We start from the raw sequence: 19842 nt of genomic DNA on the forward strand, positions 1-19842 counted from the left end.
AGCCGTCAATCCTCGTTTTTCAGAACGGCAAGAAAGGCGCTCTGGGGCAGTTCGACCTGGCCGATCATCTTCATGCGCTTTTTACCCTTCTTCTGCTTGTCGAGCAGTTTGCGTTTCCGGGAGATGTCGCCGCCGTAACACTTGGCGGTCACGTCCTTGCGGAAGGCGCTGACCGTTTCCCGGGACACGATCTTGGCGCCGATGGCCCCCTGGATGGCGATCTTGAACATCTGGCGGGGAATTTCCTCCTTGAGCTTGGCGCAGGCATGGCGGCCGCGGGCCACGGCATTGTCCTTGTGGACCAGCTGGGACAGGGCGTCAACCTTTTCGCCGTTGATCAGGATGTCCAGCTTGACCAGATCCGTCTCCTTGCGCTCGATCATCTCGTAATCGAAGGATCCGTATCCCTGAGTCACGCTTTTCAGCTTGTCGTAGAAGTCATAGACCACTTCGGCCAGGGGCAGCTCGAACACCATTTCCAGACGGCTGCTGTTCAGATACTGATAATTCCTGCTGATGCCCCGCCTGTCCAGACACAGCTTCATCACGGCGCCCATGTAGCGTTCGGGAACAATAATGGTGGCCTTGATGAACGGTTCCCGGGTGACGGCGATGGTGGTGGGATCGGGATAGAGGGCCGGGTTGTCGATGATCACCGTTTCCCCGTTGTTCAAAACAATTTCGTACTGAACCGACGGAGCCGTGAGGATCAACGACAGGTCGTATTCCCTCTCCAGCCTCTCCTGGACCACCTCCAGATGAAGCAGTCCCAGAAATCCGCAGCGGTATCCGAAACCCAGGGCCGCCGACGAGTCTTTCTCGTACACCAGGGAGGCGTCGTTCAGTTTCAGCTTTTCGATGGCGTCGGTCAGTTCGCCGTAATCATCGGAGGCCACGGGATAGATCGATGAAAACACCACCGGCGTGGGCTCCCGGAACCCGGACACGGCCTTCTCGCAGGGACGGTTTTTGAGGGTGATGGTGTCGCCGCAGCGGGTGTCGCTGACGGTCTTGATCCCTGCGATCACGTAGCCCACCTGCCCGGCGGTCAGTTCCTTTCTCGGCACCCGGACGATCTGGAACACCCCCACCTCCTCGACCTTATGGGCGGCGCCGTTGGACATAAACATCAGGGTGTCCCCGGCCTTGATGCGCCCGTCGAACACTCTGAAATGCACAATGGTCCCCCGATAGGGGTCGTAATGGGAATCGAAAATAAGGGCACGGAACGGGGCGTCCGGATCACCCTTTGGCGCAGGCAGAAGATTCACCGCCCCTTCAAGCACATCCTCGATGCCGATGCCGTTTTTGGCCGACGTGAGAATGGCCGTTTCCGAATCCAGCCCAAGGTCCTCGTCGATCTGCTGTTTGACCCATTCGATTTCGGCCGACGGCAGGTCGATCTTGTTGATCACGGGGATCACTTCGAGATTGTGGTCCATGGCCAGATAGAGGTTGGCCAGGGTCTGGGCCTCGACCCCCTGGCTGGCGTCGACCAGCAAAAAAGCCCCTTCGCAGGATTTCAGCGCCCGTGACACCTCGTAGGTGAAATCCACGTGGCCCGGAGTGTCGATCAGATTCAGAATGTATTCCTTGCCGTCTTTGGCTTTATAAGGAAGGCTCACGGTCTGGCTCTTGATGGTGATGCCCCTCTCCCGTTCGATATCCATGGAATCCAGGATCTGGTCTTTAAAATCCCTGTCCGCCACAATGCCGGTGGCCTGGATCAGGCGGTCGGAAAGGGTTGATTTCCCATGGTCAATATGGGCGATAATGCTAAAATTTCTTATATTTTTCATGTGTTATCCCATGATTGAATTAAACGTCATGTTCCCCGGCTTCATGTGCGACACAAGCCCCTGGTATCAACGATCCCAAAACCTATCAAGGCGGTTGACACCATAAATCTTAACAGTTATAGTCGTTGGTCTGGACTTAGTCAAACCCGTTTATTTAACCGGTATGTTTTTTCGTGTCAAGACCGATACCTGTGCATAATCCGCCAGGCATGCCGCAATCCAAATCACATCAAGGTTGATGGATGGCCGATCACATTCTCATTGTTGACGATGATACCGCCGTACGTCACTCCATGCAGGAGTTTCTCCGCCTGGGTAAATTCACCGTGGATACGGTGGACTCCGCTGAAAAAGCTCTGGAGTATCTAAAAAACCATCCGGTTGCTATCGTCATCACCGACATTCTCATGGCCGGCATGGACGGCCTCGAACTGACCGATATCATCAAGCGGGACCACGACACCGACGTCATCGTCATCACCGGATACAGCGGCAACTATTCCTACGAGGACGCCATCGGCAAGGGGGCCAGCGACTTTATCTTCAAGCCGGTGCGCTACGAGGAACTGATCCTCCGGATCAACCGGGTGCTCCGTGAACGAAGCCTGGCCAGGGACAGGGCCGAGATGCTGGTGAAACTCAAGGAAATGGCCATCACCGACGGCTTGACCCGGCTCTACAATTCCCGGTATTTCTACACCCAGATCGAAATGGAAATCGATCGACGGAACCGCTATCGTCATCCCCTGTCCCTCCTGCTGCTCGACATCGACAACTTCAAGGCCTACAACGACACCTTCGGCCATCTGGACGGCGACAAGGTGCTGATGCGCCTCGGAGAAATCATCAGAACCTGCCTGAGAACCATGGACTCGGCCTACCGGTACGGCGGTGAAGAGTTCACCGTGATTCTTCCGGAAACGTCCATCACCGAAGCCGCCACCGTGGCCTCACGCATTCAAAGCCGCCTGTCGGACGAAACCTTCGTGTCCATGACCGGAACACCAAGCATAATCACCTTAAGTATCGGGGTGACCGAGTATCACCCCGGCGAAGACGTGTCGGCCTTCATTCAGCGGGCCGACACGGCCATGTATCAGTCCAAGGAAGCCGGGAAAAACGCCATCACCGTTCTACCGGTCATGCGGACGGCCTGAATCCATGGTCGAACTGTCCTTTGTCACTGACCCCACCGACAATCAGAAACGGCAGATCCTCGCGCTCTACCATCGGCGAGGCTGGTGGCCCAAAACCGTCAACGACCCCGAACGGATCAGCCGGATCATCCGGGGAAGCCACTGCTTTCTCCTGGCCATGGAGGGCGATGAGGTGGCGGGCATGGGCCGTGCCCTGAGCGACCGGACCGGCGATGCCTACATCCATGACCTGACGGTCCGGCAGGCCTTCCGGAACCGGGGCCTGGGAAGGCGGTTGGTCCGGATGATCATCGACCGCCTGGTCAGCGACGGCATCACCTGGGTGGGCCTGATCGCCGAAGGCCGTTCCCACGGGTTTTACGAAAAAGACGGTTTTCAGATCATGGAAGACGCACGGCCCATGTACAGGTGGGTGCCCTGATGATGCGCCCCCTCACGGCGGCCGACCATGACCGGCTTCTCCCTTTTTTCGAACCCCAGGTTCACCGGCTTTGCTATTACTCGCTCAGCGCTTTCATCTGCTGGAGCCACCACGTCTCCCATCCGGTCTATACCGAACGGGACGGCATGCTTTTGATCGGCATGCGTTACGCTGAAAACCCCCAACACGACTACCTGTATCTGCCCCTGGCCCGGGGGCGGGCCCTTGCCCCGGACCTGCTTCGAGATCTGGCCCGGGATCTTCGTTTTTCACGCTACCGATTCGTTCCGGGGGATTACGTCGCGTCCACGGACGCCTCGGAGCTTTCACGCTGTTTTACCGTGAACGAAGACCCGGATCTGTCCGATTACATCTACACCGCCCGCGACCTGGCCGACCTCAAAGGAAACCGCTACGCCAAGAAACGCAACCTGATCCACCAGTTCCTCAAGTCCCATGTGGATGAGAAGCGGGTGACCCTCCATGCCATGACCGAAGGCGATATCCCCGGCTGCCTGGCCTTCCTCGACCACTGGAGTCGCGACCGGGACATCGACCCGACGGCCGACACCTGGGCGGCCATGGAGTGGAAGGCATCGGAAAACGCCGTTCGGACCATCGGCCGCCTGGGCTACACGGGGCTTGTTCTAAAAATCGACGGTGAGATCAGGGCCTTTGGCATTGGATCACGGCTGACCGCTCAACTGGGGGGATTTCATTTTGAAAAAGCCGATCCGCAGATCAAGGGACTGTATCAGTATTTCGACCAGCAGTGTGCCCGTCGCCTGTTCGACGGCCTGCCCCTGATCAACAAGGAGTGCGACATGGGCGAGACGGGCCTCCGCCAGTCCAAACGATCCTACCATCCCGTGGAAATGGTCACAGCCTGGGAGATGGCAATCAAATAAAAAAACGAGGCAACATCTTGTTATCATTAACTACAATCACAATACAGGGCGTTTCCAACCAACCGCATCTAGTTACTTTTTTTCCTATTTTTTCATAACAATCATTACCTTCATTACACACAACTATCACCCTCAAGCCACACCAATCATAGCATGAGACGATGATTCGGGGGGTTACCTGCGGCACAATCCTTGCTGAAGTTATCAGACACATTTCATTTCACGCTCATCCGACTCCGGCACTGCAAGCAGCGTTTCAAAGAGACATCACGCGACCACACCCGATCGAGGGCACACACCCTTTACGCTCGTACCGTCACGCAGGCTTTTCAAGGTCGATGATACGACGCCCCTTGCGTCTTATCATCCATGTGCATTTAACGCGTCCAACCGAAAGGAGTCAGCATGAAAAAATTCAGCATCTTCGGCATGGTTCTTTGTTTGGTCCTGTTATGCAATCAGGCGTTCTGCGGTTACATCACCGGCGGCGATGCCGCGTCCATTACGGATGCCACCAGCATCCTCGACATCGTGTTCGTGTCCGACACCAGCGCATCGATGAACGATGAAATGGGATTTATAAGCAACAACATCCAGACCATCGTTGAAAACATCGACTGTCCCGACTGCGATGTGTTCATCCGGGCCACGTTCCTGGGCATGATGGGGACCTACGGCATCTTCAACGAAACCGTTCGCCATTATGTGCAGACCGCTTCGGGCAACACCAGCATCGGCATCGCCAACCATTCGGAAGACAACGGCCCTGCGGTCACCGACATGGTCAACTGGTTCGACTGGGATGACGCCCTCAACTATCCGGACCAGAACTATTACAAAGCCATTGTCACCATTGGCGACGAAGGCACGGAAGACGGCCACCCGGTGTATGAAAATGACTGGGATGCAGCCCTTACGGCCAACCAGGCCGCCATCGCCAATGACATCATGGTTTTTTCGCTGATCGGCACGGTCTATCCCTCTGCGTCATACATTGCCGATGAAGCCAATCGAAACGCCGTGTTCACCGCCCTGGCCGAAGGCGGTTCAAATCCATACGGAACGGCCCTGGGGGCCACGGGAGGAGCGGCCTACCTGACCACGTCCGACACCCTTGAGACCGATCTTGAGGAAATCCTCTGCCGTGCAGGATCCGGCGGCATCGTCGATCCGGTACCGGAACCGGCGACGCTTCTGCTGCTCGGCTCCGGCCTGCTGGGCCTTTTCGGATTTTCACGCAGAAAGAAAGGATAGGATCGGGCAAATGATCCGGAAGAAAACCGACTTATTTGTCACGGGGCGGCCGGTTGGCCGCCCCATCTACAGTCCCGCCAATCGATAATCATCCGCCCGGATATCAAAGCGTTTCATGATCTGCTGGAGGGCCTGGCGTTCCAGACCCATCTGCCGGGCAGCATGGCTGATATTGCCCCCGCAGGCCTTAAGCGTTTCACCGACAAAGCGGCGGTTGAAGTCCCGGAGCATCTGTTCTTTGGCGTCTTTGTAACTCATTCCCTCGACAGCCGACAAGGCCGCAGGTCCTGTGTTTGCGTTCGCATCCACGGCCAGCCCGGCGTCTTCCGGCGTGATCGCCGGTCCCTGGGCATAGAGGATTGCGCGGATGATCACGTTTTCCAATTCACGGATATTGCCTTCCCAGGGTCTTCGGACCAGGGCGTCCATCAGGGCCGGCGAAATGGGCGTCAGCGGTTTTTTGAGCTTGACGCAGTGTTTTTCCAGAAGATGGTTGGCGATCAGGGGAATATCCTTCGTCCTCTCCCGCAGCGGAGGCATGACGATGGGCAGCACGTTGAGCCTATAGTAGAAATCCTCGCGGAAGGTCCCTTGGCGGATCAGCTCGGGCAGGTTTTGATTGGTGGAGGCGATGATCCGTGTGTTGACGCGAATCACCCGGTTGTCGCCCAGGGGTTTTATTTCCTTGTCCTGAAGCACCCGGAGCAGCTTGGTCTGGATGGACGGGCTGATCTCACCGATTTCATCGAGAAAAATCGTGCCGCCGTCCGCTTCCTGAAACAGGCCCGCCTTGTTCCGGACGGCATGGGTGAAGGCGCCTTTGGCGTAGCCGAACAGCTCGCTTTCCAGAATGGTTTCCGGGACCGTGGGGCAGTTCACCGTCACGAACGGGCCGTCCTTGCGGTCGCTCATGGCGTGGATGGCCCGTCCCACCAGGTTCTTCCCGGTGCCTGATTCGCCGGTGATCAGTACCGTCACGTCCGAGCTTGCCACCATGGCGATGGTTTCGAACACCTTTTTCATGGCCGGGCTCTCCCCCACCAGATCGCGGCTCAGCTCAGCACTGAAGCAGCTTCGGTGAAGAATGCGGTTTTCCCTGAGCAGACGACTGCGTTCCAGGGCCTTGGTCAGGCTGATGATCAGCGCGTCATGGTCAAAGGGTTTGGTGATGAAATCATAGGCGCCGTGCTTCATGGCCCGGATAACCATGTCAATGCTGCCGTGGGCGGTCATCACCACCACGGTCTGATCGGGCCGGTTTTCCTTGATGCGTTCAAGCAGTGCAAGGCCGTCCATGCCCGGCATCTTGATATCGGTCAACACCAGATCGAAGCGTTCCCGCCCCAGACGCTCAAGGGCCGCTTCGGCGGAGGGAGCCGTCGTGATCCGCGCGTCGAGATCGGGCCCAAGGGTACGGGCCAGAAGCTGAAGCATGTCCGGCTGGTCATCGATGATCAGGATTGTATGTTTCATAAAGGCCTCTCATGGGTCGGCGAAAGCGGCAGGCGGAGGGTAAAGGTGCTGCCTTCGCCGGGACGACTCGCAACGGAGATATCACCCCCATGGTCGCGGATGATGCCGTAGGTCACGGACAGCCCGAGGCCGGTCCCCTGCCCCGTGGGTTTGGTGGTGAAAAAGGGCTCGAAAATGCGGGTGATGTCGGACTCGGAAATGCCGGTCCCGTCGTCTTTGATCCTTATCGTCGCCTGACGATCGTCGTCCAGGTATCGTGTCTCAAGGTGCAGGGTGCCCCCGGAATCCATGGCGTGGCGGGCATTCATCACCAGATTGATAAACACCTGCCTGATCTTTTCCCTGTCGATCAAAAGAGGCGGCAGGGCCGGATCGTAATCCCGAACGACCGTGATCCGGCTGGAATCCGAATGCCTGCCGATAAAATCCAGGACCTCGTCGAGGATTTCGTGAATATCCCAAGGGCTTTTATCCCGTGCGGTGTTCCGCGAAAAACTCAGAAGGTCGGTCACGATTCTCCGGCAGTGCTTCACATGTTTTTCAATGGTTTTCAGATCGTCCAGGCGCTGGGAGTCTTCAGACTCCCCCCGGATCAGAAGCTGGCTGTATCCCAGAATAATGCCCAACGGATTGTTGATCTCATGGGCCACCCCGGCAGACAGTTCGCCGACGGCCGCCAGTTTTTCCGTCTGGGCCATCTGTTTTTCAAGGCTCATGCGCTCATCGGCGGCTTCGGCCAGGGCCCGGGTCCGGGCGGAAACCCGGTCTTCGAGATCCCGATTCAACTGTTTGAGTTCTTCATGGGCACGGACCAGGGCCCTGCGGTCCCGCTGAATCTGCTGATATATTTTCCAGAGCTGCCTGAAAAAAAGGGTGATCGACGCCACCAGAACAAAGGCCAGGGTGTTGACCGCCCCTGAAAAAGGCCGGATCCGATCCCAGATTGCATCGTGGCCGTAAAGGAGAAGACACTGCTTGACGATATGGCCGGCGCTTCGCGAGACGGCGAAAATCACCAGACCGAAACAGACCCAGACCAGATAGATCCACAGCACGTTTTCCCGGTCGCAGGCGCGGAGCTTGAGGGCGATGCGCAGGCAGAGAACACCGAAAACGATCATCATGGCCGAGCCGAGTACATCCACGATAAAAATGGGCAGGTAGGGAAAGGTCATCGCCGCTCCCCGGATGTCTGGGATTCCACGGTGACCAGCAGCCTGCGCAAGCCCAGATACAGAAAAACCAAGGCCGGGACCCCCAGCAGATGATCCATCTTTCCCAGGTAGTAAAGCACGGAAAGCACGTCCGATCCGTTCAGGCTGTCGATGGTGATGTGCCAGAAGCCGTCTTTGACGGCCAGGATCAGGCCGCTCTGTTCGTCCAGATAATGGAGCAGCATCACGTTGGCGTTCCAGATGACCAGAAGCAGGGCAAAGAGCATGATGTACCGCCAGCCCCCCCGGGTCAGCGTGCGTCGCTGCCGAAGCCAGTAAGCGAACACCGCCATGGCGACCATGAAAAACAGGTGTCCCATCTGATGCACCACGATGCCTTCGGGCTCGCCGTGGGCCTGGGTGGCGAAAAGCGTGGGCGGAAACGCGGCCAGAAAAAAAACGATCCCGACCGGGATAGACACGAAGCATCGAAGGGCCATGGCAGGTCGCCTATTGGATAAAGTGGACATGAGTGAAACGTGACGGCTTCGTAAACGGTCCGATCTCTGCGTTACGCGTCATCCCTCGTCTCTGCGGCGTACCCGAAGTAGCCGCAGCCCTCGTTATTCGCAAGCCGTGATCTCGACCATGTTACAAAGCCGTCCAATCATTGACGTTTTATGAAACAAACAAATTTTAAAACATCGGATACGGAAAAACAAACACTTTCATGGTTCTTAGCGCCCCCCTGTCAAGATCTTGCCCCTCTTTTCACGATAAATGCCGAAAGCCTGAAAACGACCAGGGCGAGATGAAAGACGGTCAGATAAAAAGCGGGCGCACCCATCTCAAGACCGGGCAGGACAAAGGCCGAACCGGTCAGGGTTTCCAGCCGTTCCGGTAAAAAAACAACCTGATCCAGCCAGACCAGAACCGTGACCATGGGCAGAAACCAGGTCACGCCCAGGAGATAGAACTGATGCATCACAAGATCGTTGTACGCCTCGTCGGCGGCGTCCCGGGTTCCCTTTCGGAGCAGGGCCGTCCCGGCCGACAGGGCCGGTCGGCCCGCCGCTCCGACCTGCTGCATCCGCTCCGAATACAATCGTGCCAGTTTTCCTGTGCGGGATCGTCCCATAATCCGTTCGAGAAAACAGGATATCAGGGCAGAGATCACCGCAACAAAAATCACGCCCACCCATGGCGGCAGAAGGTAAACGAAAAAGAACACCGTGTCGAGCACCATGCCCAAAATCCCTGAAAGCGGGAGGATAACACCGTTGAACAGGGGGTCTGACCAGTCATTGAGCCTATCGATCACACCATTCATGACGAACCTTCGTTGAAAAAAGGCCGGTCCTTTCATTCAAAGAACCGGCCCCGCGCATTCCTGCAGGCGATCAGCGCAAAAAGGGAATGGCGTTGGTATAATTCAGAAAAATCAAAAACAGAATCAGGGCCAGTGCCCGTTTCAGAAAAATTTCAGGCAGCTTCTTCTGCAGCATGGGCCCAACCTTTCCGCCGAAAATAGCCCCGGCGGCAATGAGGGCCGCCATGATCCAGTCCGGCTGATACCCGTTTAAGGTATAGCGGGCAATGCCGCCCACCGATGTGGCAAAGGCGCCGCACAGGGAAATGGGCACCGCCAGATACATGGGATACCCCATAACGGTGGTCATGAAGGGAACCAGCATGAACCCGCCGCCCACGCCAAAGGCCGAGGCGATGCAGCCGATGATGATGCCGCCGAAAAACAGGACAAAGGGATTGGCCTTGAACGCTTCCCCCCAGAACGTGAAAGTGATGCGGGAGACACTCCAGCCCTTATCAAGCAGGACACGTCCCATTTCGGCGGCCCTGCCCTCTTCTTTGGCTTTTTTCAGCTCGGCGTCGAATTTTTTGACGATGGCGCCGATGGCCTTCTTCTTTTCCATGGATTTTTGGGTGGATTCCATCCACAGCTTGATGAACAGGGCCAGGCAGAAAAAGCCCAGATAGAATTTATACGCCTTCATGGGCAGGTATTTGGCCGAATAGGTCGGCCCGATCCAGAACGAGCCAAGAAGGATGCCCGAGACGAAAAACAGCGCCACGGGCCAGGCCAGGCGCCCTTCTTTGAAATAGGACCAGACACTGGTGATCGGAGAGCAGAGGGTCAAAAACATGTTGGTGGGTTTGACGGCGTTGGCAGCGTTGATGCCCACCATGCCGTTGGTCCCCACCAGAGTGATCTGGAAGGCCGCCGTGAACAGCCCGCCCGCCGCACCGACCACCACGAACATCACCCCGATCAGAAAGGCACCCAGAAACACCACCAAAGGATTCATGTAGGTTCCGCCGATCGCAAAGTAATAGCCCCGTTTTTTGACCTCCATGCGACCTGCCTTCGTACCGTTCACATACACGGCAAGCGGCGTATCCGGAGCGATCGACCGCCCCAGGGCAAAGGATGCGGTAAACGCACCGGTTTCTTTGTCAAGATCGAGGGCCACGCCCTTGTTCCAGCTCTTACGAGGATCCGTTCCCATGACCATGCGGGCGTTGCCCCCGCCGATGGGGCGTTCCTTGGAAACGGTGTTGATCCCGAAGGTGTCCTCATGGGTAAAGGTCACGAATTCCCATTGCGCCTGCGTCCCGACCGGCCCCAGCTTGGCCCTGATCTCCTGGGGAATCGTCTCCCAGGCCCTCAGCTTGTTCACCTCGATGTCCCACTGGAAGGGCTTGAACCACTGACCCTTGCTGACCACCCGGGGCGCGGCCAGGGTTTCGGGCGCCGTGGTCAGAATATAATAGACCGGGGGGATTTCCGTGTCCCCGAACCGGCTTCCCAGCTTGTCCCGTTCCTGGGAACCGCTGGAATCGGAGGCCTTGAACAGCCGTTCCGAGCTCAACACCAGATAAAGATCCTGACCCGGTTCGATGGTCCCGCTGATCTCAACGACGGCTCCGGCCTTGGGCTCCGGATCTGAAATCCGCACCTCGGACGCGGCCGTGGTCACCGTCATCATCAGCAGAAGAACTCCCCCCAGACAACCCCTCACCCATTCTTGCAACATACTGATCTCCTTGGATTAATAAACAAAGTCACCATATGGGCCCGCCATTTTGCAATGCACATGCCACCCGATACCAAGGGTACCGTCCGGTGATGACAACACGGCTTATGACTCGATATTCCAGGTTATTATGATTTTTTCATACGACAGGGGTGTTGGAAGACACAAAAGCCCCAGGGCTCGGGACATGCATGTTTTTTATGGCGGTTTACGGATACGACGATCGAAACCTGCACCAATGACGGGAGATCACAAAAACGCAACAAAGGCCTTGCGCCGCAAGAAAAGTCTTGCATACGCGGATCGATTTCTGCGAAACACACCGTGACGGCCGCATCGATCGTTCCCGTTTGACAGGGTTCCTGTGCCGCGTCGAAAAGATTGGGGGCGTTGAACGACGAAAAAAACAATGGTATGGGTTTTGCTATGTACCGGAGCGTTAAACCGACATATCAACCCATCGACAGGAGTGAGGGAGACGTTTTATGAATTACAGCAAGGCCATGGAAACACTGATCTGGAACTTCAGGCTGGACTACGACCCGGTGGGAATCCGGTTCGTGTTTGACGAAACGGAAAAGGATACTCTGCCCGTCAGCCACCGGGCAAAATCGAAACTGTCGTACTGCCAGTATCTGGCGGCGGCCCGATCGGCCAGGCACGCCCTTTACATGGAACCCGACCGTCTTTTGTGCAAAAACGCCCAGCCGGTGTTCGGGTTCCGGGGGCTTGACGCCTCATGCGACGCTAAAAACCATGAAAAATACCTGCTTGACCCCAATTTATCCTGGAAGGCTCCCCAGGAAAAACAGCGCCTGACGGAAGGCGCCTGCAAGGGCATCTACATGGCCCCCCTTGAATCATTCGATCAGGCAGGCAGGGATCCGAGCGTGGTCTTTCTGATGGTCACCCCCTACCAGGCCTATCACATTCTCAATGACTACATGGGGGCCATGCACAAGGCCAACCTAACCTTTTTCGCCACGCCCAATTCGGCGGTCTGCTCGGGCAGCGTCTACGCCTTCAACAAAAACACCGCCAACATGACCACCATGTGCGCCGGGTCCAAAACATCGGGCAAGACCGAAATGAACTACATGAACCTGTTCATTCCCGGCGACCAGATCATCCCCACGGTCGAGCAGCTGGCCAAACGCATCGAAAAAACCGGCGGCCCGTCACTTCTGGGCAAAGGCGGACAGCCCTGGCCCGGCCTCGATGTCTGTTCGGGCTGTCCCATGGTGAAATTCGAAGCCGTGTCCTGACGGTCCGGCTCCATAGCGCGGTCCGATGCACCGCACCGGGTACCTGACCCCGTCGCACGACCGATCGTCTATCCCCCGGCACGGACCGTAAGCCGGTTCCGCCGGGGGTCGATGTCGTAACCGACAATGGGAAACAACCGACCGAACAGCCGAAGCTCAGGATAAAACAGGCCCGTCTCCGGGTTGATCAGCCGGGTGATCTCCCCGGCGTCCATGCGAAACGAGCGGACCTTGCCGCTGAAATTGTCAAACGAAACCTCAACCGTGATCAGCCCCTCATCGCCAAACAGATCACAGATATCCGGAACAGTCATACGCCACCTCGATGTTTTCCGGGGCCTTGGCCCCGCCATGTTCCCCGAAGCCGTCGGGCGGCGCCCCATGCCCCGCCCCAACCCCGGTTTTCAGCCTGAACCATACCACCGTTTCACGGCCCGGAACAGCAGGAATAAAGGTTCGCGGAATTTCTATCCCATCAAAATGAATTCACCCCGGAGACACAGAAAGCACGGATAGACACAAATTATCCCTTCCCCTCACCACCGCCCCGCAAAATCGACCGCCCATCGTCGGGTTGAGGGACGAAACCCGACAAATGCCGGTCATCCTTATAAAATTCAACAACCCCCGCAGAAAAAATATCTATAGCCGCCCTGCTTTCATCTTTTACACACAGATTATCCAACCCCGTGTCGGGCCGGCCACGTTCGGCCCCTGTCGGTCAGGCGGTGTTTCTGCAAGCGGATTCAGTTGAATTTATTCAACGCAAGCCAAAAGATACTTTTCAGCCATAATGAAAGACGAAAAACCGGCCTTGGCACAAATGTCCCCGCCATCCTTCACGAAAATTTATCATCCGGGTATAACGCCGATGGGCTTCTCCCACGGCCAGGTTCAATCCGTCTTTTGTTTCAGGAACGAGGATCAGATGGACATGATTGGGCATAAGGCAGTATCCCCAACCCTCAACACGTCAAACAGCATTCCGACATCAGTTAATAAACGTCAAATCAATAATTAAGTAAGGTGTCCCTGGAATTGCATTAAAATCAAAAATCAAGGTTTGACCCTTTATACTTAACGATTTAATCAGCGGCGCGGCTTTTTTTCGTCCGCTGGATTTTTTTGTTGGGCAATCCTTTTCAATAAACGTCCTTTTTGCCCGTAAAACTTAGATATGGGGCTATTTCAGAGGCATTTGTCATATTTGCGCCGTAAACGTTTTATTTATAGAGCTATTCGTAGGTCGACCCTTAACCCCAACCAAATCCTCCAACTTTTTCCTTATCCGACTCCGCTCGTTACTCCCAACCGTCGATAGGCGTAAAATCGGTAGCCCGCATTTAGTCAAAACAGAGTCTTTCAGCGCATCACGTTCAGCTTGACGCGTTCCTTCACAATGAAATGCATATCCATCTACTTCAATGACCAGAACCGGACTTTTGTCGACTTTACGGTAAACCAAAAAATCGGTTCGAGTCCAAGGATGGGTAGCATAGGTAGATTCTTCGGTGGTCAGTTGCTCTGTATCCCGAATGAGTGTTGAAAGCGGGAATTGGCAAACGACACCGTAGCCCCGATATACTTTTTCCTGAAGGACGGCCTCGATTTCGCCGTAGGCGAGGTTCTCGGAATCGTATTTCGAAACTCGTTTTCGCTTTTCCAATACCTTTAATCGAGCTTTTGTGTAGTTACCATAAAGGAAATCGAAGATGGAACGTACCTTACCAGGAATGACCTCACAATTATTGTACCGGATGTAACGAACGAAATCCGCGACATTGCCTTGACTCTCGGCCATCTCCTCCGAAACGACCAGTCGTAGCTTCTCTTGTGCGCGAGACACTGCGACGTTTAACAGATTTGGGTTGTCGACAAATTCGTTGGCTTCGTTCGATACCGTCGTTATGACCATAACGCGTTTTTCTCTACCCTGATACTTGTGCACTGTGTCGATCTCAATTTCCTTCGAGCCGGCAGACGATCGCATCCGGATGGCCTGTTCCCTATAAGGCGAAACAACGCCGATGTCGTTTGGCTTAATCGAGCCAAGTTCAGGCAAAACGTTCTGTACGACTTCGTCAATTTGGCGCTGATTAAAGGTGCCACGTGCATGCCTACCCTTGACTGTAATATAGGCCTTAAGAACGTCCGGCTCACCCTGATCGCGCGTCATAACGAGTAGTTCGCCCCCATAAAACTTTTGATTGCAGAACTGAATGATTTTTGGGTGGCACCGGTAATGCTCTCGGAGCAGCGTCTCTGGTACTTTAGGGAACGCACCCCGCACGGCAGATAGCAAGTTATGCCGCTCGAACTGGGCATATTCTGGCACATCGTACTTTAGAGCGACCTGTATCGCGCGTATTTCGTCATGCCTGGTCAATACGTTGGGAAGTTGCATAGGGTCACCAACGATTACGAGTTTCTCCGCGCAGCCCATAGCAAGAACACCATTGAGCAGATCGACCTGGCTTGCTTCATCAACAATGACACAATCGAATAGATAGCCATTCTTAACCGATGTGATCACAGAAAATGTTGTGCTCAGTACGATAGGATATTCGTTGAAAAACTCTTCCGGACGCTTCCATAGATCTTCGAGAGCAAATACCCTCCGCTTCCGGTTGTTGTAGTCACCAGCAAGGCGATGCTTCAGCAGTTGCATCGAAATCTCAGTCAGCCTTGATAGACGCTTGTCGAAACGGAATTCGGAAAGCGATAATTCAAGCCTTTTCCGCCTGTCCTCCAGATCCGACAGTGTGCGCAGGTAGTAAGCCTTTTGCAAAAGGGGAATACGTTCCTCGGCGCTTAGTTGGAAAAAAGCTTTCCCTGCCATACCAAACCGGAGCAAAAGGCCTATCTTCTCTATAAGGCCTACATGATGCTTCACAGGAGTAGGTCTATTCGCTTTTGTACGGCGCATAGCTTTCCGTTCATAAGCCAGCCAGGCATTTATCAGCTTCTTAGCCGATACTTTCGGCTGAAATGTCTGACCCTCCAAATACGAGTTGTTGCCATTCATTTCTTTATGGAACTTTTCGAAATGAGTGAATTCGAGCCGGAGCGCACCTATCTGCTGTATCACGTCAGCCAACTCGTTCTTCGTTTCAAACGCCTTGTCAAGCTCTTGATTCAGGTGAACAATCTCCTTTCGAACAGAATCTTTCTGGCTTGCCTGGAGTGTCGGCATCCGAATCTCTGCATCCGTCTGTCCTTCAATAAACGCTGCTTTGTTTTGGGCGCTACCAAGAAATGCAGTTACAAAATCAAGGTCGTATTTCTTCAGCTTTTCAAGCACGTTTGCTGTTGCGGAATTGTTATTGGAGACTACCGCCACACGTTTTTTCTGAAGCAGCATGTTGGCTATCAAGTTTAGGATAGTTTGTGTCTTACCGGTCCCAGGCGGTCCCTTAATAAGGGAGACAGGGTGTTGTACCGCCCTTTGGACAGCCGTTTTCTGGCTCATATTACAACCAAATGGAAAGATAATGTCCGATGTGGATTTCGATAAAACCAGTTCTAAACCAGGGGCTTTGGCTTGAAGAAAATTAGAGAGGATGCTGCGATGTGGCACACCATCCAGTTGTCGGTATTTCATTGCCAACAATGATTCGCCTTCATTTGTCTTGAGTGCCGTATTTTCAGCAAGTTCCCGAAAATAGGCGAGAACATCCTTGCTGCGGCCGCTGGATGACTTCATTCGCTGAATGGAAAGCTCTGAAAAAAGGCAGCACCTGCAACGTTTACTTCCATGGAAAATTTTCACCCACTTTTTGAAACGTAAAACCTCCTTTACATCCGATAACAAATCACCAGCGACGAACATGCGACAATTCTCAACGGGTATGCTATCGGGATTTGAAAGCCATTCAACATTATACTGGGCATAGCGATATGACTTTCCATTTTTGTATGTTACGACGGTACGTTCGCCTTCTTGAACGGCTCGCAAGATATCATCCGTATGGTCCTTACCTTTGATAATGACAAGGTGTTGCCTTGGATTTATCGTCATCAGTCTATTTTTAACGTCAATGTGCTATACTGCATGGGTTGTCCTCTATGCCCAACGTGCCCTTCACCGGCGCCGTTTAGGCGTCCGGTGCAAGGGGCTTGTTACAAATTATTTGATAATAATCTTAATGGTTCCTTTATTAAATCGTCAGATTCAAAAACATGCGCGATATCATAAAGAGAACCAATTTTGAATTTATAAGGTCCTCTACCAGAAGCTTGATTTACGGCTATCCTCCATTCATATTGCCAAGAGTAATCTTCGAACTTATTAAACACATTCATTGGCCCATGATGCTTATCACGATCCAAATAAGTTACTTGTTTGGCTAAAATACCATCATTTCTTGGTATATAAATACTGTTATCAGAAGAAAAAGCCTTTCTTAATCTGTTTTCAAATTCGGAAATATTTGATCCGCCAATTACAACTGCCTTATTCCCAAATTTTAAAAATTTCTCTGAAAGATAGAGACCTTCATCACCTGCATCCAATATTTTACCGTCGCTAATCTTGGTCATGCAATATATGTTTGTCTCATTATCAACATTATAGCCAACGTCTACTTTCCCTATTGCATCTTCTATGACAATATCACCAATCTTAATTATTAATTGATTAGCATTATATGAAGCAGCTAAACCTTCATAGATATCTCCTCGTAATGCAATGTCTGAATCTTCATATTTCTTAAAATAATCGATATTATTCATATAGAGCAACCCGTCTTTTAAAAATGTATCTATAAACTGATCATCCATAAATTTAATCAGGACTCTATATGTCTTATAAGGATCATTCATACATGTAGTCTGCGATTGTAGATTTGTAACGTGCGCTTCAGCCGCGCGAGGTACGGGCGTCGGCTGGAAGCGATTGTTAAGCGCTTACATCGCTAAGTTTAAAATCACTACTTATACACAAATCAACATTTAGTTTCAGTCTCTTACACATATAATTTGGAGCCTGTTCACTTAATGGTTCAATATGAAAAAGTTCATTTGAACACCATTTTTCGGCAGGAAGATTCGTTGACATTATGCAATGACCGATTGATAAATCTTTTCCATCTTTCTGAAGTGTAATCGTGCCTGATACAGAAAGATTTCCAAAAGATTCCTTGTGTTCAACTTCATTTCCATCAGAATCTACAAACTTAACATTATGAGATATAGAAAGATTTTCCGATGAAATCTCACATGACCCAGGCATATATCCTTTAAAATCGAATTCAGAATGGTGAAAGAGAAGTAATGTGCATAATGTGATTTTGTCGGATAAATCCCTCAAGGCTGTCTCATCAAATGTTATTTTATTTTTTTTTAATACTCCAATTAGTTCATTTATCAACTCATCTTGCGTGAATGCGGGGTTTCCACTAATAAAACTCATAACATGTTGAATTGCTTTAAACGATTCTGTCGACAATTTTCCATTCTTATATTCAGCTTTTTTGGATTTTTTATCCTCTTTAAATGCGTCATCAATACGTCTAATTAGCCTTTGTCGTGAAACATTGAACTTTTCTTTAAGTTGTTGTTCATCACACTTATCAACCTGATATTTCATTAATTTTTTAATCCATAGAGGGAATGGCCTGGAAATATCAAGTGTCTTTTTGGGAGAGTTATACTCAATAAAGTACTTCATCCTCAGATACATTGTTTCCAAAGATTGATTAGCGAGGCCACGATCTCGCAAATCATTGTGCGCTACAAAATCTGCAATTTCTTTAAAAATTGAGAATCCTATTGAATAGGCTCTTAACTTCATGAAAAGACTGTCAATATCATTTTCATCAAATAGGCCATTCTGAATTTTTCAATTAATTTTTGAGTTTTACTTTTTTCAACAGGCTTCATTATTTCTATTCGCTTAACGCTGCCCTTCACCCGCCGGGCGGAACCACCGAAAACGGTTGAAAAACGACAAAGTTTGTTAATGTTAAAGCCTTTCAAAAAGCCGTACCGTAAGCCCGGTCGGAGAGAAAGGGCCTTGTTCGCAATTATGTCATGTAAATCAAAGTCGGTGAATCAATCATAATCGCAGCAATGAACGACCCAACTCCAATGACTATATTTATTACGTTGTTCAAAAGAAGTTTCCATTTCTTTTTGATACAATTTACTATGAATATAACAACTTGAACCAGAACAAGAAAAAAAATAATGATTATAAAGATCATTTCAAATCCAACCAACGGACTTGATGTGTATGTCTTTGAATCAAATTGAAGACGATGAAATGCCGCTAAGAAAAAAAGGATCGAACCAAATATACTGAGAACCCATGCTCTTATGAAATTTTTAATCATTCTTACTTAAATAATTTGCCATATCTCTATTGCGAACGTATTGCTCACGGGGCGCGCTTTTTGCGCTCCCGTGCAGCAAATTGTTCCCATTATTTAAAATATATCCAGACGCATATAGTTATCTTCAATGTCATTAAGTTCAGTCTTTCCTGACAGGTGTGTTCTTATTTCATTTAATCGAATCATATATCTTTCTTTAAGCCAATTATACTTAACTTGAATATCAGGTTTTTTATTATTTATGCCTTTTTTTATTATTTCAGATATTTTTTGCAAATACATTGGATAATCTGTTTCGGAATCATCCATCTCTCCCTGAGCCTTCTCAACATAATCAATATAATACATTCCATCTGAATCTTTACCTAAAAATTCTTTCATCATTCTTTGTTCTTGGTCTTTTCTATGATGAGCCGCTTTGTATTTTATTGCTAACTTTATAATTTCTTCAGAAAGAATAATTCTTGGATAATTAGCGGCTTTACTTTCTAAAATATAAGCATCATTCATTCCTGGACCAAAAACTAAATTCTCATCATGGTAAATTTTACCTTTTGTAATTCCACCTCGACATAAAATACCCCTTAAGGCAAGATTGATCACAACAGTTTGAATATCTTTTAATGTGTAAAATATTTCGCTTTCTTCTGTATAATCAAACGATATAACAACTGAATCAGAAAATTGTGTAATGATTTTATTCTTAGAAAATTCACCATAATCATACATTAGTATTCTTTTAATACAGTTGAGAGCGTCAATCAGATTATCAATTTCTTTTTCATTATCATTGGAAGATGAATCTATTGTGTTTCCGACAAGATCCCGAAAACCAAGAATATCAATAAAACATATTATTCGATCATTATATTTCATAAGTTTCTTATGCGACAAGTTATTAGAAAGACATAACGCTTTATAAAACCGGAACAAATTTAACCCGTCATACCATCGGGTGATTATTTTGTAAACATGTAACACACTGGCTTTATGAAATAATTTATTCATCCCGTCAACGGTTCG

Annotated in this window: 16 protein-coding genes; 5 read left to right on the plus strand and 11 right to left on the minus strand. The window is 51.2% G+C overall.

All coding sequences use genetic code 11. The annotated features are described in order from the left end of the window. Positions 1-5: 5 nt before the first annotated feature. The gene (gene lepA / locus ACYQ11_RS18665) at positions 6-1799 is read right to left on the minus strand and encodes a translation elongation factor 4 (RefSeq protein WP_459925336.1); all 1794 of its coding nucleotides are present in this window, start codon (positions 1797-1799) and stop codon (positions 6-8) included. 242 nt (positions 1800-2041) lie between these two features. On the opposite strand from lepA, the gene ACYQ11_RS18670 reads away from it, so the two are divergent. From ACYQ11_RS18670 to ACYQ11_RS18685, 4 genes are all read left to right on the plus strand, one after another. Beyond that, complete coding sequence (locus tag ACYQ11_RS18670) at positions 2042-2956, plus strand: GGDEF domain-containing protein (protein WP_459925337.1); 915 nt, start codon at positions 2042-2044, stop codon at positions 2954-2956. 4 nt (positions 2957-2960) lie between these two features. Continuing rightward, positions 2961-3377, plus strand: coding sequence for a GNAT family N-acetyltransferase (locus ACYQ11_RS18675; protein WP_459925338.1), 417 nt, complete (start codon positions 2961-2963; stop codon positions 3375-3377). Continuing rightward, on the plus strand, positions 3377-4285 hold the full coding sequence (locus ACYQ11_RS18680; RefSeq protein ID WP_459925339.1) for a DUF2156 domain-containing protein: 909 nt from the start codon (positions 3377-3379) through the stop codon (positions 4283-4285). Before ACYQ11_RS18675 ends, ACYQ11_RS18680 begins: the two co-directional genes overlap by 1 nt. A gap of 405 nt (positions 4286-4690) precedes the next feature. Next, positions 4691-5539: a PEP-CTERM sorting domain-containing protein gene (locus tag ACYQ11_RS18685; protein WP_459925340.1), complete on the plus strand. Its 849-nt coding sequence runs from the start codon at positions 4691-4693 to the stop codon at positions 5537-5539. Between the two features lie 66 nt (positions 5540-5605). On the opposite strand, the gene ACYQ11_RS18690 is transcribed toward ACYQ11_RS18685, so the two are convergent. The 5 genes from ACYQ11_RS18690 to ACYQ11_RS18710 form a co-directional block, all read right to left on the minus strand. Continuing rightward, positions 5606-7012: a sigma-54-dependent transcriptional regulator gene (locus tag ACYQ11_RS18690; protein ID WP_459925341.1), complete on the minus strand. Its 1407-nt coding sequence runs from the start codon at positions 7010-7012 to the stop codon at positions 5606-5608. After that, entirely contained in the window at positions 7009-8187 is a 1179-nt protein-coding gene (locus tag ACYQ11_RS18695; protein ID WP_459925342.1) for a sensor histidine kinase, read from the minus strand. Before ACYQ11_RS18695 ends, ACYQ11_RS18690 begins: the two co-directional genes overlap by 4 nt. Next, positions 8184-8666 carry a hypothetical protein gene (locus ACYQ11_RS18700; protein WP_459925343.1) on the minus strand — a complete coding sequence of 161 codons (483 nt, stop codon included), beginning with the start codon at positions 8664-8666 and terminating at the stop codon, positions 8184-8186. Before ACYQ11_RS18700 ends, ACYQ11_RS18695 begins: the two co-directional genes overlap by 4 nt. Positions 8667-8917: 251 nt before the next feature. Continuing rightward, positions 8918-9496, minus strand: coding sequence for a hypothetical protein (locus tag ACYQ11_RS18705; protein WP_459925344.1), 579 nt, complete (start codon positions 9494-9496; stop codon positions 8918-8920). A gap of 70 nt (positions 9497-9566) precedes the next feature. After that, positions 9567-11222, minus strand: a complete 1656-nt coding sequence (locus tag ACYQ11_RS18710; RefSeq protein WP_459925345.1) for a sulfite exporter TauE/SafE family protein — start codon at positions 11220-11222, stop codon at positions 9567-9569. A 485-nt stretch (positions 11223-11707) separates the two neighbouring features. On the opposite strand from ACYQ11_RS18710, the gene ACYQ11_RS18715 reads away from it, so the two are divergent. Further along, positions 11708-12487 carry a DUF169 domain-containing protein gene (locus ACYQ11_RS18715; protein WP_459925346.1) on the plus strand — a complete coding sequence of 260 codons (780 nt, stop codon included), beginning with the start codon at positions 11708-11710 and terminating at the stop codon, positions 12485-12487. Positions 12488-12555: 68 nt separating this feature from the next. On the opposite strand, the gene ACYQ11_RS18720 is transcribed toward ACYQ11_RS18715, so the two are convergent. From ACYQ11_RS18720 to ACYQ11_RS18740, 5 genes are all read right to left on the minus strand, one after another. Further along, complete coding sequence (locus ACYQ11_RS18720; protein ID WP_459925347.1) at positions 12556-12801, minus strand: hypothetical protein; 246 nt, start codon at positions 12799-12801, stop codon at positions 12556-12558. An 887-nt stretch (positions 12802-13688) separates the two neighbouring features. Further along, on the minus strand, positions 13689-16505 hold the full coding sequence (locus tag ACYQ11_RS18725) for an AAA domain-containing protein (RefSeq protein ID WP_459925348.1): 2817 nt from the start codon (positions 16503-16505) through the stop codon (positions 13689-13691). A 101-nt stretch (positions 16506-16606) separates the two neighbouring features. Further along, on the minus strand, positions 16607-17266 hold the full coding sequence (locus ACYQ11_RS18730) for a hypothetical protein (RefSeq protein ID WP_459925349.1): 660 nt from the start codon (positions 17264-17266) through the stop codon (positions 16607-16609). 118 nt (positions 17267-17384) lie between these two features. Beyond that, positions 17385-18278, minus strand: a complete 894-nt coding sequence (locus ACYQ11_RS18735) for a hypothetical protein (protein ID WP_459925350.1) — start codon at positions 18276-18278, stop codon at positions 17385-17387. A 634-nt stretch (positions 18279-18912) separates the two neighbouring features. Next, positions 18913-19695: a hypothetical protein gene (locus tag ACYQ11_RS18740; protein ID WP_459925351.1), complete on the minus strand. Its 783-nt coding sequence runs from the start codon at positions 19693-19695 to the stop codon at positions 18913-18915. Positions 19696-19842 lie beyond the last annotated feature (147 nt).

The organism is Desulfatiferula olefinivorans (genome assembly GCF_054657895.1).